Source organism: Hymenobacter ginkgonis (assembly GCF_009755225.1).
Lineage (GTDB): Bacteria > Bacteroidota > Bacteroidia > Cytophagales > Hymenobacteraceae > Hymenobacter > Hymenobacter ginkgonis.
In genome coordinates this window covers 1036910-1051840 of the sequence record NZ_WQKZ01000003.1, presented here as the reverse complement: position 1 = coordinate 1051840, position 14931 = coordinate 1036910, and the positions used below count along the sequence as shown (strand labels likewise).

12 protein-coding genes are annotated in these 14931 nt (G+C 64.1%); 2 read left to right on the top strand and 10 right to left on the bottom strand.

The window, feature by feature from the left end; genetic code table 11:
- Positions 1 to 545 precede the first annotated feature (545 nt).
- Entirely contained in the window at positions 546 to 1922 is a 1377-nt protein-coding gene (locus GO988_RS15820; RefSeq protein ID WP_157567161.1) for a sigma 54-interacting transcriptional regulator, read from the top strand.
- 104 nt (positions 1923 to 2026) lie between these two features.
- Here GO988_RS15820 and GO988_RS15815 read toward each other — a convergent pair whose 3' ends face one another.
- The 9 genes from GO988_RS15815 to GO988_RS15775 form a co-directional block, all read right to left on the bottom strand.
- Entirely contained in the window at positions 2027 to 2857 is an 831-nt protein-coding gene (locus GO988_RS15815) for an amidohydrolase family protein (protein ID WP_157567159.1), read from the bottom strand.
- 85 nt (positions 2858 to 2942) lie between these two features.
- Complete coding sequence (locus tag GO988_RS15810; protein WP_157567157.1) at positions 2943 to 4352, bottom strand: dipeptidase; 1410 nt, start codon at positions 4350 to 4352, stop codon at positions 2943 to 2945.
- Positions 4353 to 4483: 131 nt separating this feature from the next.
- Positions 4484 to 5362 carry a hypothetical protein gene (locus GO988_RS15805; RefSeq protein WP_157567155.1) on the bottom strand — a complete coding sequence of 293 codons (879 nt, stop codon included), beginning with the start codon at positions 5360 to 5362 and terminating at the stop codon, positions 4484 to 4486.
- Entirely contained in the window at positions 5331 to 6506 is a 1176-nt protein-coding gene (locus GO988_RS15800; RefSeq protein WP_157567153.1) for an aminotransferase class I/II-fold pyridoxal phosphate-dependent enzyme, read from the bottom strand. The genes GO988_RS15805 and GO988_RS15800 overlap by 32 nt, the downstream gene beginning before the upstream one ends.
- Before the next feature lie 120 nt (positions 6507 to 6626).
- Positions 6627 to 8633, bottom strand: a complete 2007-nt coding sequence (locus GO988_RS15795) for a hypothetical protein (RefSeq protein WP_157567151.1) — start codon at positions 8631 to 8633, stop codon at positions 6627 to 6629.
- On the bottom strand, positions 8611 to 9969 hold the full coding sequence (locus GO988_RS15790) for a hypothetical protein (protein ID WP_157567149.1): 1359 nt from the start codon (positions 9967 to 9969) through the stop codon (positions 8611 to 8613). The genes GO988_RS15795 and GO988_RS15790 overlap by 23 nt, the downstream gene beginning before the upstream one ends.
- 137 nt (positions 9970 to 10106) lie before the next feature.
- Positions 10107 to 11012 carry a hypothetical protein gene (locus GO988_RS15785; protein WP_157567147.1) on the bottom strand — a complete coding sequence of 302 codons (906 nt, stop codon included), beginning with the start codon at positions 11010 to 11012 and terminating at the stop codon, positions 10107 to 10109.
- Positions 11013 to 11111: 99 nt separating this feature from the next.
- Positions 11112 to 11861, bottom strand: coding sequence for a hypothetical protein (locus GO988_RS15780; protein ID WP_157567145.1), 750 nt, complete (start codon positions 11859 to 11861; stop codon positions 11112 to 11114).
- Positions 11862 to 12492: 631 nt separating this feature from the next.
- On the bottom strand, positions 12493 to 13377 hold the full coding sequence (locus tag GO988_RS15775; RefSeq protein WP_157567143.1) for an SDR family NAD(P)-dependent oxidoreductase: 885 nt from the start codon (positions 13375 to 13377) through the stop codon (positions 12493 to 12495).
- Between the two features lie 110 nt (positions 13378 to 13487).
- Between GO988_RS15775 and GO988_RS15770 the strand changes: the two genes are divergently transcribed.
- The gene (locus tag GO988_RS15770) at positions 13488 to 13685 is read left to right on the top strand and encodes a hypothetical protein (protein ID WP_157567141.1); all 198 of its coding nucleotides are present in this window, start codon (positions 13488 to 13490) and stop codon (positions 13683 to 13685) included.
- A gap of 141 nt (positions 13686 to 13826) precedes the next feature.
- On the opposite strand, the gene GO988_RS15765 is transcribed toward GO988_RS15770, so the two are convergent.
- Positions 13827 to 14927, bottom strand: a complete 1101-nt coding sequence (locus GO988_RS15765) for a catalase family protein (protein ID WP_157567139.1) — start codon at positions 14925 to 14927, stop codon at positions 13827 to 13829.
- Between the last annotated feature and the right edge of the window lie 4 nt (positions 14928 to 14931).

The following is a 14931-nucleotide window of genomic DNA, read 5'->3' as shown; positions in this document are numbered from 1 at the left end:
CAGCAGCAAGCACCCCGACCCATTAAAAGCCGCTTGCAGCGGCCTGAACGCGGTTTTTAATAGAATTTAGCTAAATAAACTGGCGCAGCGCGACTTTTCACCAGTGCACGGACAGGATTCCCCACACGCTTTCGAGGTATTCATCGGTAATAACTCGCGATTCCATCAAGTACCGTAAACTGGCGGGCACTCCGAGGTACAGGCTCTAGCGCGGAGCTTTCGAGGCACTGCTACAACCGTTTAATAGGTGGAAGCCGTCCGGGCCGAGCGCCAGCAGGCGGTTAGCCCCTCGGAAAATAGTTGGACGGCTCATGTATCCTAGTTGGTTGGAGCCGTGAGGCGAGCGGCAGCCATTAAATCCGAGTCAAACAGGCGTAGCAACTATCGACGCTTTAGCTTATTCATAACTTCAATTAATATATTGCATTACAAGTGGTTATGGGCAAATATAACCCGTTTGCTTTACTAGCCCCTTTCTATTATCTTTACTTAGTACCTGCTGTTCTGCGCTGCTTTTTTAGCGCTCGCTCTTTTCCCACCTAGGTATGACTACTCCCTGCCCGGTCTGGTTTCTGGCGTTTACCCGCCAGCGCAGCCGCCTAGCCGACATTATTATTCAACTCGAAAAGGCGGGGCTCGACTTGCACGCCCAGCGCCCCCACGACGGGGCCGGCGGCGCGGGCATTGTGTTTTTGGATGCGCAGGCGCCGCTGCCAGAGGTGGAAGAGTCTCTCGCCGAAGTGCGCCGCACGCCCGAGGCCAATGTGCTAGCTGTGAGCGTGGGCCCGCTGCCTACCCCCAGCACTTGGGCGCTGCTGCGCAGTGGCGCCGCCGACGTTTTTTCGTGGTTCGATGTGCATAATCCGGTGGAAATAATTACGTCGCGGCTGCGCTACTGGCAGGAACTTGATGCGCGGGTGGCCGACTTGCAGCAGCGCCTGGTGGGCCGCAGCCAGCGCTGGCGCGACACCCTGCGCCAGGTAGTAGATATGGCCCTTTCGAACTGCCAGGTCTTGATAACGGGCGAGAGCGGCACGGGTAAGGAGCTGGTAGCCAAAGAAATCCACCGCTTTGACCCGCGACCTGGCAAGCGCGATTGCGTAGTCGTAGACTGCACTAACCTCATACCGGGCTTGTCGGGCAGCGAGCTATTTGGGCACGAAAAGGGCGCGTTTACCAACGCTATCAGCACCCGCGACGGGGCGGTGGCGCTGGCCGACGAGGGCACCTTGTTTCTGGACGAGCTAGGCGAGCTGCCCCTGGCCTTGCAAGCCGAGTTTCTTCGGGCGCTGCAGGAGGGCACTTACAAGCGGGTGGGCAGCAACACCTGGCGGCAAGCGCACTTTCGGCTAGTGAGCGCCACCAACCGCGACCTGCTGGCGGAGGTGCACAAGGGCGCGTTCCGCCAGGACTTGTACTACCGCGTGTCGGGCTGGACCTGCCACCTACCCCCCCTGCGCGAGCGCCAGGAGGACATTGTGCCGCTGGCCGAGCATTTTTTTCAGCAGCAGCACGGTATTCAGCAGCCCGTCGACCGGCAGGTGTACGACTTCCTGCTGCTGCGCGACTACCCCGGCAATGTGCGCGAACTGCAGCAGCTCATCACCCGCATTGCCAGCAAGCACCAGGGCGAAGGCCCAATTACAATTGGCGATATTCCGCGCTCCGACTGGCCCGATTTTGCGCAGCTCAGCGCCCCCGCGCCGGCCAGCGACGAATTGGAAGCAGGCGTAACGCACCTGCTCCACCAGGGCCTGGGTCTCAAGGAAATAAAAGACCAAGTGACGGAAGTAGCTAAAGAAGTGGCTATTCGGCACGAGAGCGGCAACTTGCAGCTGGCCGCCCTGCGCCTACGGTGCAGCGAGCGCATCTTGCAGATGCACCGCCGCGAGGAGCCTAAGGAGCGCCTGCGGCTGGATTAGTGACTGGCTTGTTTTTGACTTAGCCGAATAGCTAAAAACGTCGCTCCTGCCTCGGCAAGCTCAGCAGGAGCGACGTTTTTAATTATTCTGAAACCTACTTTTTCTTATCCCTCGCCGCCCACCAGCCACGGGTCGCGCCACTTTTCAGCGGTGGGGGCGGCGGCTACGGCTACGCGCCGCCCGGCCCCTTCCCCTACCGTCGGCCGCACGCGCCTAATGAGGCGTAGCAAGTTGCCCGAGGTTACCTTTTGAAAATCAGGCTCATTTAGATGCAGGGCGTAAATTTTGCTAAGCTCGACGCCGGGGTGCAGCCAGGGGCCATCGGAGCCGAAGAGGAACTTACCCGCCCCGGCCCGCTCTACGGCGCGCTGCAAAATGTCGAAGCGGCGCACGCCCGAGGTGTCGGTGTAGATGTTGGGGCAGCGCACCAGGTAGTCGATGAGGGCGGTTTGGGCGCGCCAGTCGTCGGCAAACGACCCTAGGTGGGGAATAATGAAATTGACATCGGGGTACTGCGCGGCCAGCAGGTCGACCACCGAGGCTTCGCCCACCACATCGTAGAGCACGGGCAGACGGAAGGCGCGGGCCACGTCGCACACCTCGCGGCTGATGCGGGCGTCGTAGCGGTGCAGCTTGATGCCCACAAAGCCGTAGTCCTCCACGGCGGTGCGCACGAGGTCAAGTATCCGGCCGCGGTCGCGCTCGGCGTGCACGAAGGCGAAGCCGTAGAACCGCTCGGGCTGCTGCTGCACCAACTGCGCCACTTGGCGGTTGGCCACGGCGTAATCGGAGTGGAAGGCGGCAAAAATGACCGTGCGCTGGATGCCCGCCTCGTCGGCCCAGGCCAGGTAAGGGCGCAGGGGCGCGTCGGTGTCCCAGGGGCCGGTAAGGCCGTCGCCGCGTCCGGCGTGGCAGTGGCAGTCGATGATGAGCATGGCAGCAAGGGAGGGGGTAGGGAATTATATTTAGTTGGGGTCGCCCCAGAAGGGCGTCGTGGGGTCGGCCACGGAGGGCGAGCTGTTATTCATTTTCAGCTAGTTGCCCTACTCCCATTTGCCCTAGCTCACGCATAAAGGCCAAGCTGGTTTGGATGCCACGCCAGAAATTGGGCAGGTGCAAAAACTCATCGGGGCCGTGCTTGTGGTCGGCGGGCAGGCCAAACCCCATGAGCACGGTAGGGATGCCGAGTTCTTCCTCAAAAAGCGTCACCACCGAGATGGTGCCGCCCGAGCGCTGCCACACCGGCGCCCGCCCAAAGCCTACGGCGTAGGCGCGGGCCGCCGCCTGCATGGCCGGGTGTTGCGGCGCCACGGCGTAGGGCCGGGCCCGCAGCTGCGTCGTGAGCGTGGCTTGCACCTGCGGCGGCGTAAGCTGGGCTAGGTAGCGGCGCAGCTGCTGCTCCACCACGAGCGGGTCCTGGCCGGGGGCGAGCCGAAAGCTGAGCTTGGCACTGGCCTGCGGCGGAATAATCGCCTGGATGCCTACCCCCTGGTAGCCCCCGCTAAGCCCCGTAATGCTGAGCGAAGGCCGCAGCACGGTGCGCTCGTAGAGGCTGTAGCCGGCCTCGCCCCACCCCTGCTCGGCCTGTGCCTCGCGCAATAGCTGCGCATCGGAGGGGCCGGTGCGGCGCAGGTAGGCCCGCTCGGCGGCCGGCGCTGGCCGCACCGCGTCGTAGAACCCGGGGATAGCAATGCGGCCCGCGGGGTCGTGCAGCTGCGCCAGTATTTCGCTCAGCGCCTGCAAGGGGTTGAGCACCGCGCCACCAAAAATACCCGAGTGCAATTCGGCTTTGGGCCCTTGCACGGCCAGCTCGGCGCTGAGGCTGCCGCGCAGGCCGTAGGTGAGCGCCGGCTGCTGCGCCGAACGCATGTTTGTATCCGATAGCACGGCCCAGTCGGCGCGCAGCTGCCGGCGGTGCCGGCGGATGAAGGCGCCTAGGTTGGGGCTGCCGATTTCTTCCTCGCCTTCGAGCAGCACCTTCACGTTGAGGGACAGGGGCGACCCAGCTTGCAGCAAGATTTCCAGGGCCTTAAGGTGCGTAAAGAACTGGCCCTTGTCGTCGGACGCGCCCCGGCCATAGAGGCGGTCGCCGCGCACGAGGCCGCCGAAGGGTGGCACCGTCCAGGCCGCGGCTGGGTCCACGGGTTGCACATCGTAGTGGCCGTAAATAAGGAGGGTAGGGTGTGCCGGGCTGACTAGCTTTTCGGCGTATACCACCGGGTGGCGCGGCGTGACATACACCCGCACCCCATCGAGCCCAACGCTGCGCAGGTGCTGCGCCAGCCACGCCGCGCAGGCGCGCACCGCCCCCGCGTGCTGCGGCTCGGTGCTGATGCTGGCAAACGCCACCAGCTGCTGAAGTTGCCGCAAAAACCGCGGCCGGGCCGCAGCAGCCTCCGGCTCGGGCCGCACTTGCTCGACTGCATTCATGACTAAGGACTTAGGAGTACTAAGGTGTGGCGCTGCACACTATAGCTGCGCGGCGATGGGCTGCCTTGCCAGAGTGGTTTCGGTAGAGACGTACTAGGGGGTGCCGCTACGGCCCCTTGCTGGCCCCGCTGCTAGCGCGACGGTACCCGCACCGGCACGGCGCCCGCCGCGGCCAGTTGCTGCGCCGATAGGTTGACGAGGCGCAGGGCTTCGGCGGGCGAGCGGCCGGCGGCTAGCAGCGCGTAGTAGGCCTTGAGGTCTTCGAAGCCCTGGCTGGGCGCGGCGGCCAGCGTGCCCGTACCCGAGGTGCGCACGCGCACCCCACCGGCGCGCAAGTCCACGTCGTGGCCGTGCGCGGCGCGGTTGGTGCCGCGCTGCACCGCCGAGGCCCGGTCGTGCTGTGCGGGGGTAAAGCCAGGCCCGTTCTGAGCAATGGCGAGGGCGGCGCGGTGATTGGGGTTGTTTTGGGCCGAGGCGCCCCGGGCGGCGTACGCCCCCGATTGGTGAATGTGGTGACCGCTCACCTGCCGGTAGGGGCCGGTGGCGGGGGGTAGGGACTGCGCGCCGCGCCGCGGGGTTTCGCCCAGTCCTTCCTGGAGCACCTCATCCAGCAGCACCGCGGCGCTGACGGTGGCAGTGCCACAGGCGCAGTTGTCGCCGCATCGGCACGGGGCGGGCGCTGCCGAGCGCAGGCGCAGCTTGCCGGCCAGCTGGTACTGGCTCAGGAAGCGGGCCAGCGCCCGGTGGCAGCTCGGGCACAGCGGCTCGCCGGTGATGAGCAGAATACTTTTTATCTGCATCGGGAAGCCCGGGCGGGCGGCAGACATGCGGTTAAACCAGACAATAAACTGGCGCTCGGGGTGCTGCGCGCAGCCGTGGGCCCCGCCCGTGCGCGTGCGGCGCAACGGCACCCGTAGCACGTTGCCCACCTTGGGGTAGAGGATGGCCAGCGCCGCCGGGCCAGCCGCGCGGGGCCGGCTACTGAGTAAAGCGTTCGAGGTCAAGTTCATGGCGAGGGGTCGGAAAGGGAGAGGAAGTAAACCAGTCGGTGCGGCGGGCCAGCGCAGCCAGCGTAGCTGTGGCGCGGCCAATGTCGGCGGCCGAGTGGTCTGCGCGCAGGCAAAAGGCGATTTCGGGCACGCCGGGCTGGTGCTCGCCGGCCAGCAGCACCGTGGCAATGCCCGCCTGGCGCAGCTGCTGGTGCAACGCCAGCGCGGCCGTGGTGCGGGCCAGCACTAGCTTCTGCACCGGAAACCAGCCGCCGTGCGGCCGCAGCCCGGCCTCGGTCAGCCCGCGCCGAAACTGCGCCACCCGCTGGCCTAGGCGCCGGCGCGCGGCCTCGCCGTAGCAGGCATCGTGGCGCAACGCGGCGGCGGCGGCCCAGGCGTGCCACGCCGAGACGGGGCTGGTGTGCACCCGCGTTTCGGAGCAGCGCCGGAACTGCGCCACGCGCCGGGCGCGGCCAGCCAGCACCGCCACCGGCACGCCCAGCCCCTTGGCCAGGGAGGTGATGGTAAGCACTTCGGGGGCCGCGCGGCCTAGCCCGAGGCAGGCGCGCGGGAGGCTCCCTCCCCCACCCCGCCCGAGCGGCCGGCTGGCGCTGGGCCCGGCACCCAACACCCCAAAGGCCTGGGTGTCATCCAGCAGCAGCACGGCGCCGGGGTAGGGCGCCAGCAAATCAGCATATTGCTTGAGCGGCGCGGGGCCCCGGCCAGGGTGCCAGCCATCGGCCACGAGCCAGGGCGGACGGCCTTGCTGCGCGTACGCGTGCAGCAATCGGCTTAAATTCAAGAGATTATCTGTCTCAAACTGCACCACTGGCAAGCCCTGCGCTTGCGCGCGCAGCCCGCCCCACCGGCCCACTGGGTACAAGCCATTTTCGAGTAGCACTACTCCCCTCGCCGGCACCAGCTGGAAGACATCCCAAAACAGATGCAGGGTCGAGGGGGCTAGCAGGCCGGCTTCGAGGCCCTGCCGCCGGGCCACGGCGTGGGCTACTTGCCGGGCGCGGTTGTCTTCGCCCAAGGCGGCCGGGCGGCCGGTAGTCAGCACCAAGCCCGCGGGCGGCGGCAGCACCCGCGGGCCTAGGTAAAGAGCGGAAGTAAAGTCGAGCACGGGGGTGATGGGATGAGGAGGGGGTAGGGCGCCTGTCATGGCGAGCAACGCGAAGTAATCGCCTCAGAGTATAGTCGTTTGGGTGTCGTGCTGGGGTGATTGCCGCGCTCGCAATAAATGATAGGTAGTTCCCTACCCCCTCCTTACCCCAGTACCTCATTACTCTACCATGCGGCGGGGCTGGGGCGGCATAAGGGGCTGGCGCGGCGCGAGCTGCCCGTTGAGTTGGCGGTTGCGGCGCAGTTGGCCCTGCTGGATGGCCACCTGGCGCTCAATGAGCTGCGACGGTTGCAGGTAGCGCTCCTCGTTGTCGGGCAGGTTCTGGCGAATGTCGCCGAGGTCGGTGGCCAGGTCGATGCCCGTCACGGCTTTGTAAGCGTGGATGTAGCGCTGAATTTCCTCGCGCCAGTAGTGGGCCCAGTTGGCGGCGTTGGTAGCGCCTACGGTCAGGCTATTCCAGGAGCCGTAGCGGATACTCAGCAGCAGCTGCTCGCCAAAGGCACCTAGGTCGTGGAAGTGCGTGATGTTGGTCGGGTTCCAGCCTTGCAGACTCTTCATGTTGTCCACGCGGTCCATCCAGGGCTCGGTGTAGGGCACCATGATGCGGCCACCCAAAAACTCGCGCACCTCGGGCCGGGCCAGTATCCACTGCTGGGTCAGCATTTCGCCGCGGGCCGTCCAGGGCAAGTCACCGTATTGGTTATGCGCGCCTTCGGCCAGGGTCAGGTGCACTTCGCGCAGGTGGTTGAGGATGGGGAACCCATCGGGAATCACGGTCGTGAAGTTGGCCTGCTGGTAAAACTCGATGCAGGCCCGCAGCAGGTTGTGAAAGCCCCGCAGGAAAAATGCGCGGTTTTCGGCCACCGCGATGGGCTGCACGCCGCGCCCAATCAGCCCGAAGCCGTACTCGTACTGGTACTCCAGGTTGCGGCGGTTCATAGTGAGGCGGTTGCGCTCGTCTTCGATGTAGCCCCAAATGACGTTGCCGAGGGGCCGCAGCGGGTCGATGGCCAGGTTGGCGAGCGGGTCGGGGCCGGGGCCGGGCCGGCGCACGTTTTGGAAGCGCAAGCTCAGGGCGTTCATAGTTTGCACTAGGCCGCCTTCTTCGTGCCAATACGACCAAATCAACTCAATAAGCGGCGGCGATTGCAGCTTCGATTTCAGAATGCCGTAGCAAATGTCGTCGCCCCCGATTAGGTCCTTAGGGTCCTTCAAGGGCACTTCCGAGAGCTTCTCGCGGATGAGTTTGAAATACGGCAGCACCTTGCCCTCCTCGTTTTCGAGCTGCTCTAGGTAGTTATCGCGCAGCGCGCCGAGGCTGAAGGCCGGCCCGCCGATGCGGCGCAACTCGTCGGTATTGCCCAGACGGTTGGGGCGCTGCAAGTTCAGGTTACCTCCCTGAATGTCCATCTCGTCGTCGATGGCCAGACCGGCTTCCTGCATCATAAAGAACTCGGTGGCGTACTTGAGCATGGTGTAGGAGGCCGCGCGGCTGAAGGGCAGCTGCCGGGCCTGGGCATAGTCGCGGGCCTGCTTACCCTCCTTGCCGTCCTGGGTGCAGAGCACGCGGTCGATGAAGCCGCGGTAGCGGCTGAAGTTGAGGGTGCGGCGCCGAATGAGTCCCCAGAGCGTCTGGTCGAAGGTTTCTTCGCGCTTGGCCTCCTGCATGGTCACGCGCACGGGCGGCTGCTCTTCTTGCTCCTGCACCCGTAGCTTGAGCGGGCCGAAGTCGAAGATGGACGGATTAATAATTACGTCTCTGCCGGCGCGCTTGGTCACGTCGCCGCCACCCGTGACGGCGCCCGCGATGGTGAGCGTGCCGGCCGCGTCCCAGGTGCGGATGTCCCAGACCAGCTCCACGCTCTGCTTGTCGGCCAGCGGCACTTTTTTGGACACCACCGCCAGCTTGCCAAACAGGAACAGCCCGTCGCTGGGCTCGGGCCCGACGCTGAGCTTGAGCACGTCGTTGTCGATAACAAAAGGAAACTCGTGAGTTTGGGCGGCGCGGTTGTCGGCCAAGTGGTCAAATTTCAAGCTAACCGAGCCCCTCGGGCTCAGCGACTCCAGCAGGGTTTTGCCCTGGGGGTCGGTGCTCAGCGTCAGGGTCAGGGTGGAGTCGTCGCCGAGCGCCACCTGCGACGCATCAATGCTTAATTCGCGGTGCATGAGTACGGGGTTTTAAAGTGAAGGTGGAAGTCGGGGCGGGGGTAGGCGGCGGGGCCGCCAGGGCCGGCGCCGTGCCGTAGGTGCGGGCTCGGTTCAGGGCCCAGCGCTCCAGCAGGTGCGACAGCACGCGCACCTCGTCGTTGGTCGAGAGGCGGCCGTCGGCCTTGGCCTGGCCCACCACAGCAAATACCAGCGACGGCGCAGCGTGCTCGCGCAGGTAGGGGTGCTGCTGCCACGTGTCGTAAAGAGCTTGCAGCTGCGCGGGCTGGCGCTCGGCCAGCGGGAAAATATCGGCCACCCGCTGCCCTTTTAAGGACGCCGGCCGGTGGCTGAGCACGAGGTCGGCGAAGACGGGCAGCACGGCTTCGAGCCGGTGAATGAGGTCTTGCTTGTCGGCCCCTAGGTCGGTGGGGGGGTAGAGGTCTTCCCACTGCTGGCTTAGGGCGGCCCATTGCGGATGCGGAAACATCTTGGCCCCCAGCGCGATGCTGATTTTCATCCGAATCCAGGGGAAGGGGTGCGGGCCGTCGGTGCCGATGCGAAACACGAAGTAGCTCGGCAAGCTCACCACGCTCAGCAGGCCGTAGGTGGCCGTTATGCCCAGGTGGCCTAGCGCCCAGCAGTCCGACAAAATCTCGTTGAGCCAGCGGCTGAGCAGCTGCCAGGGCAGGGCGTTTTCTTTAGCGCCATCGGCAATAACTTGCTCGATGGCCGCCCGGATAGAACTCGTCAAATCGAGCAGCTCGGAGCCCTGGTGGCCCACCTCATGAATAAGCGAGGAGGCGATACCCGAGCCTATCATGCGCTCGCGCGGAATCTGAATCACGCCCACCGGGCTTAGGTCGCCGCCCGGCAGGCGGGTGCGCGCCCGCCGGATGGCCGCCCCGTGCCCGCGCTCCAGAAAGCAGATGAGCGGCGGCGGGGTATAGTAGCCGCCGGGCAGGGTTAGGGCGTCTTCGGCCAGCACGTCGAGGCCCGCCACCCAGGTGCCGGTGCCGTGCTCACTGCGCTGCCCCAGCACGTCGGCGAAGATGTCGACCTGGTCGAGCAGGTTGTTGAAGCGCAGCTTGAGCAGCACGTAGCGGGCCTGGGTTTTGGCCGCGCTCAGGCGCTGGCTCTCAGGGCTCCGCAGCCAGCCCACAAAAGCGAGCAGCTTGCGGCGCAAATCGAAGGCCACGTGCGCCAGGTGCGCGTTGATGGCCGCCTGCGCTGGCGCCGACACCGCCGCCGCCAGCACCATCGGCGTGCTCAGGGAGAATGAGCGCACAGTCTGGAGCCGGCTGAACAAAGCCAGCGTTTCATTCACCAAAAATCGGGTATCGGCGGCGGTACGCATTTTTTTAGGTGAGGAGGTGAGCGAGGTGAAGGGGGGTAGGGCTCCCATCATAGCGAGCCCGCGCTGCAATCGCACCCGAACGATACCGCTCCGGGCCGCCGCGGCGGGCGACCCGGAATACTAGGTAACGCACTACTTTATAAGTTGATAACCAGCGTGCGGCCGCGACGCATCCAGGTGCCGCGGGTAGCGCGGCCAGTGGGCGCAGCACCGTAGTCGCTCTGGTTGTCGGGCTCGTCGTAGCCCGCTTGGTCGTAGCCGTTGTCGGCGGGGGCGTAGCCGATGTTGGCGTAGCCGTAGGCGGGGCGACCGGCGCGCTGCGGTGCGGGGCGACGCCCGCTCTGGCCGGGCCGCTGGCCCGACCGGCCGTTCATCGAGCGGAAGGTGCCATTGGCATTGCGGGGGCGCAGCAGGCCGGGGGCGTGCTGGCGGGCGGCGGCGGCCAGGGCCTGGCGCACCACGGCCGAGGGGGGTAGGGCGCGGCTGGCGGCGCCCTGGAGGCTGGCGGCACGGTTGATGGCCGCGTTGGCGAAGCGCACATAGGCGCGAGCGGTTTCAAATTCCTGGTCTTCCGGGCTCAGGCCTTCTAGCTCCAGCTCGAATAGGTTGCTGGCCAAGGAGCCCAGCTTGCCGCCCACCATGCCACCCATTGGCCCGCCCACGAAGGTGCCCAGCGCGCCACCCACCACGGGCAACGCTTTCTTGGCCACGGACTTGAGCGCGCCGCCAATGGCACGCCCTACCCCCGACTTGGCGAAGCTGCTCACCGCGCCGGCTGCTTTCTTGATGAGGCTGCCCAAGAACATGTTCAACTCCTGCTCGTTGCTGATTTCGAGCAGCTCGTGGGCCAGCTCCATTTCCAGGGTTTCGTTGAGCTCGCCGCTCATTTCGAACGACTCACCCTGAGTCTCGCCGCTGGTTTCACCCAGGTATTCGGGGTTGAACTCGAAGGTTTCCAGGGACTGGCCACCTCCTTCAAACTCTTGGCCGATAGCTTGTTCAAATTCTTGGGAAAATTCGTTGTTATACATGGCATTGGGCATGAAAGTGAAGGGTGAAAAAATAGCAGTAGTGCAGGGCCTAAGCCCCGAAAATCGTTGGCTGTAGCGCGCGGCGCGGCTAAGCGGAGCCCGGGCTTCGTGCTACACATCGTAGAGCACCAGCGTGCCGCCCCGGCGCACCCAGCTGCCGCTCTCGGCCCGGCGTGCGGGCCCGCTAAGCATGGGCAGGGGCTCTTGCAGCAGGCCGGGGGCATAGAGGGGCGCCGAGGCGCTGAGTACCTGGCGGCCCAGCGCGCCCAGGCGCAGGTGGGGCTGGCGGCGCTGGGCGTGGTGGGCGCGGCGCGCCACATCGGTGGCAAAGCGCACGTACGAACGCGCGATTTCCAGTTCCTGGCTTTCGGGGCTCAGCGCCTCCAGTTCCAGGCCGAAAACGCGCTGCGCGTTGCTGGCCAGCCAGTTGGTAGCCTGGGTGCCGGCCCATTGCCCGGCTTGGGCGCCGAGGCGGGCACCCTGCGCGCCCAGCTTGCCGCCTAGGGCGGCGCCCGCTTGGCTGGCTAGGCCAGGCAGCGTTTTCTTGCCCAAGTCGATGAGGTAGCGCCCTACCCCCTGCCCAACCGGCGACTTCAGCAGGCCCGAGGCGGCGCCGGCGGCCTTTTGGATGAGGCCGCCCAAAAAATGGCTCAGCTCCTGCTCGTTGCTGACTTCCAGCAGCTCGTTGGCCAGCTGCTCCTGCTCGTTGCTCAGCTCAAAGGTTTCGTTGCTGAACTCCTGCTCGAATTCCTGCCCCAACTCCTGGCCGTACTCGCCGCTGGTTTCGAAGCTGTTTTCATACTCGCCGTTGGTAGCGGCTCCGGTTTCAAACTCCTGAAGGGTTCGGTCGATATTGTGCATGGCTGGGAAAGGGTGAAGGCGTGATGCCCTTCCTTTTCCAAGCCTAGTGCCAAGAACAAAAACGCCCCTTGCAGCACGCTGAGGGGGGTAGGACCCGAAATAAATTTCGTACTCGCGGCCCACGGCCGGTTTTGACGAAATAGTTTTCGCCCGATTTAATTTGCTGAATAGCCCACCCTAACCGCCTTTTTAACCCTTCCTCGCTTGGGCCACCGAGTCGAGGTAGGCTACGGGTGACGAACTGAACCGGGGCGGACATTACTTCTGCCAAGTCCTTGACTACCCCGATTAGGTTAGGTGCTTGGTGGAGCGACCCAGCCGGTATGACCTGCTGGACAACCTACCCCGAATGTCCTACCCAGGGACTGTTGCTCCACCAGCAAGGCGTTCTGAAAAAAGCCCCGGCTGGCCCCCTTCTCAATGGCCGAAGGCTACTGCACTCCCCCAGTGCACGAGCTGCCGCACCAGCCCGCTGGCCTCAATTTTTAATGACCTTTGCTCACTACGAACGCCCGGATTAACCCGTACGCACAACCTCGCTAGCACTAGCCCTTCCTACTGGTGCAGAAGGAGCTAATGCTAGCGAGGTTGTGCATACGGGCCCGGCGATATAGCTAGGGTTTAGCCAGCTTTATGGAGCATATGACCAGCATTTTCCGGGCGTACCTGGGCGTTGCCGTCCAATGTTGTGCTGAATGTCTAGTTCACCTGTCGGCTCTTTTTTAAGGTCGGCCGGCACCTGCGCGCCCGCGCCACTTTTGGAGATGGTCGTGCCGCCATCCACAAAATAGATGGCGCCCGTCACGTAGCTGGCCTCGTCGGAAGCCAGGAACAGGTACACGTTGGCCACCTCTTCGGTGGTGCCGCGGCGGCCCATGAGTACACCCTCGGTGGTTTGTTTCTCCATTTCGGCCGTCATTGGCCCAGTTTCTTTGTGGGTCCAGGCCGTATCAATGGGGCCGGGGCCGACGCAGTTGGCGCGCACACCGTGCTTGGCCTGCTCGGCGGCAATGCCTTTGGTGAAGGCGTGGTTGAAGCCTTTGGTGCCGCCGTAGGGCGTGTTCATCGGCTGGCCCATTTGCCCAGACTCCGAGCCGGCGGTCACGATGTTGCCCCGCGTTTTCTGCAGTTCGGGCAGCGCGGCCCGGCTCATATGGAAGGTGGGGTAGATGTTGTTCTTTATCAGGTACTCAAAGGCTTCTACCGGATACGCGTCCAGCTCGCTCACCGCCGGAAAAGTCCCGGCGTTATTCACCAAAATGTTGAGTTGCCCAAAGACCCCCACGGCCGTCTGCACGCAGGCTTCGGCCACGGCTTGGCTGGAGAGGTCGCCCTCAAAAGCGGTGGCCTGGCCGCCGGCTGCGTTGATTTCGTCAACCACGGCCTGCACGGGGTCTTGCGGAAAACCCGCGACGACGACGGCAGCGCCCTCCTTGGCAAATTTCTTGGCAATGGCCTCGCCTATGCCGGCGCCGCCACCGGCCACGATGGCCACTTTGTCCTGAAGTCGGTTCATGGAATGAAAATTTTATCTTATTAATATACTATATGCCAACCACTTGCGTCCCTGGCATGCTGTGCCAGGCGCGGAAGCCGAGTACTTCCTGCGTCTCAGCGATATTACTGATGATGGAGCCCGCAATGGCAGCCGGCCGCGAGCAAACGCTCTACGACACCATCCCAAGTACGCACGTCGTCGGGGAAGCCGTGCAGCAAGAGCACGACCGGGGCAGCAGCCGGACCGCGCCGCTCGTAGGCAGTGCGCAATACGGCTGTTTCAAGCGAGTGGGTGGGCACCATAAGGAAGCAGTTAGCAGGCTATAAAATAGACGATTACTTGCGTTTACTCAGGCAAGTCAAACTCTTTTATAGAAGCGTGAAAAGGCAAGCGTGCCTGCGTCCTGCTGCGCCTTACCCCGCAGCAGGACGCTTCCGTAGTGGCGCTAGTAATTGGGATTACTGCCGCTAATCAGGCAGCTGGTTGATATCGGTCGGCTCCACCTTGGGCTGGGCATTGGTGGCGTGGCGATACTGAGTCGATGACGCGTAGGCCTTGATGCGCACCCGGTTGATAGAGCCCAGCGGCAGGTGCTCGGGTAGGCAGTGGAAGGGGTTGTAGGAGAGCACATCATCGGCATACACGCGGCGGGCGGGGCTGAAGGTATCCTGCGCTTGAAGCACGATTTTGCCCAACGCCTGGTAGGGGCTCTGGTCCTGGGGCCAATCAATGGACGCATCTTCCACGGGCATGGTCTTCAGGTCCGTGCACAGCTGGGCGCGCAGTTCATACTCGCCCCCCTGGGTGCGAAAAAATTCGGACACCATGTCGCGGTAAGCCCCGGGTTCTGATACATCCATTTCCTTGCCGGCTAGCGCCTTAAGGTTATCTGATAAGGGGGCGATGCCTACCTTGGCCACGTAGTCGCCGTAGCGAATAGCACCGAGCGTGGTATAGGTTTCGCCCAGGATGTGGTTGTTAGGATGGGCCTGCACAACCAGCGGTAACTCCTTCTTCGTGCCGACGGCTTCGAGCACTTTGTCGGCTAGCACGCCCACTTCATTAATGATAGTTTGGACCACCTCGGGGCTGTGCGCCAGCTTCTCAATCCGCAGTTGCATGTCGTGGTAGCTCTTCACGTCGCCCGTCGGGATGATGGTATCGTTGACCAGTAGGAAATCCTGGGTGAGGGCATCGGCTTCTTCCGCCAGAAATTTCTTACCCTCTACCCCGATGATTTTCAGAGCAAAGCCTTTCACGGCGGGCTGGTTATCGGGCTGAATGGCACCTGGCGAAGTGGAGAGCCGAATGATAACCGGGTAGGTCTTGGCCTCCTTAAACATGCCCTGCGCTAAGTGTTCGGGCAGGTTGGGGTGCACGTGCAGCTCGCCCCGGATGATGCCGTGGCTCTTGGCGTGCGCATCGCGGATGGCGTGGCGGTTCTTCTCGAACATCAGGCGGGCAACCCGCGCCATGGAGGCGACGGTTTCGTCCCCCAGTTGGTCTTCATTGGGTTGGATTTCTTCGACGCCCTCAGCGAAGCGTACGTAAGCAGTAGGCAGTGACATAAAA